This window comes from Bartonella sp. AA1HLJMS (assembly GCF_042197445.1).
In the GTDB taxonomy this organism is placed as follows: Bacteria; Pseudomonadota; Alphaproteobacteria; order Rhizobiales; family Rhizobiaceae; genus Bartonella.
The window spans coordinates 1-943 of the sequence record NZ_JBHIRW010000238.1; the positions used below are offsets into that span (position 1 = coordinate 1).

Below are 943 nucleotides of genomic sequence, written 5' to 3' on the forward strand. Positions count from 1 at the left end.
GAGGAATATGTTGGATTGTGTGCAGAATTCCCATCCCTTTCATGGTTAGATGCTCAAGCAGAGAAAGCTTTAAAAGGTATTATGGATCTTGTTTCAAAAGTTGTTGAGGACATGCAACATAATGGAGAAGAAGTTCCTCTGCCTTTGTCTCATGGTAAATATAGTGGCAAGTTTCAATTAAGAATACCACCAGAACTCCATAGAAAACTTTCAATACAAGCCGCTGAAAATGGTGTTAGTTTAAACAGATACATTTCTTCTAAGCTTTGAATCTTTTAAAAATCTATACGTACTAAAAGAAAATTAATTCTTATGAAAACCTCTAAATTAAACAAATACCCGTTTTCAAGACGGATGAAGAAGCAGAAAACTTTGTTGATACTGCAACCTTACTGATTATGACTTAACTGATTTTAAATCTGTTCATTTTGAATTCTTACCTAAAGAAGCCTCTTGATCTTCTCCCCACCTTTAAAGATGGGGAAGGGAGGTATTTAAGCAACCTTTTTAATGGGGTTTTCTAGATCTGGTTCGTAAGCTCGCAATAAAGGCAACATAACTGTAGGAAACTCTGAATCGCCAAAATCTGTAAGAGCTGCCAAAATCTTTGTAATATTAGGCACTTCATCTTGAAGTTTAAAAACTAAAGCTTTTTCCACCATGCCCATAATCTCAATTATGGCAGTGCAATCCTCATCTCCAATGCTGTGATGATTGGAAAACTGAAACAATGCTATTCATAAATCGCACAAAAAATCGATACTGGTATTCATTGCACACCCCCAAAGATTTTCTTTGCCATACTGCACGCCATCTCGCTTGCCCCTTAATGCCCCCAGATACGCCGCTCCTCACGGGGGCGCACGTAATTATAAACCGCCTGTGTATGTCCACCACCGGTATCAATACAAGCAGCTGTTATCCTAATCCCCTCTTTATAGCC

2 protein-coding genes and 1 pseudogene are annotated in these 943 nt (G+C 38.2%); 1 reads left to right on the forward strand and 2 read right to left on the reverse strand.

The window, feature by feature from the left end; all coding sequences use genetic code 11:
- Positions 1-270: type II toxin-antitoxin system HicB family antitoxin (locus ACFIQE_RS10870; protein ID WP_375707753.1), on the forward strand; the 270-nt coding region annotated here is incomplete at its 5' end.
- Positions 271-494: 224 nt separating this feature from the next.
- On the opposite strand, the gene ACFIQE_RS10875 is transcribed toward ACFIQE_RS10870, so the two are convergent.
- Complete coding sequence (locus ACFIQE_RS10875) at positions 495-737, reverse strand: hypothetical protein (RefSeq protein WP_375612169.1); 243 nt, start codon at positions 735-737, stop codon at positions 495-497.
- Positions 738-789: 52 nt separating this feature from the next.
- Positions 790-943: pseudogene (locus tag ACFIQE_RS10880) on the reverse strand (terminase gpA endonuclease subunit); the annotation flags it as partial.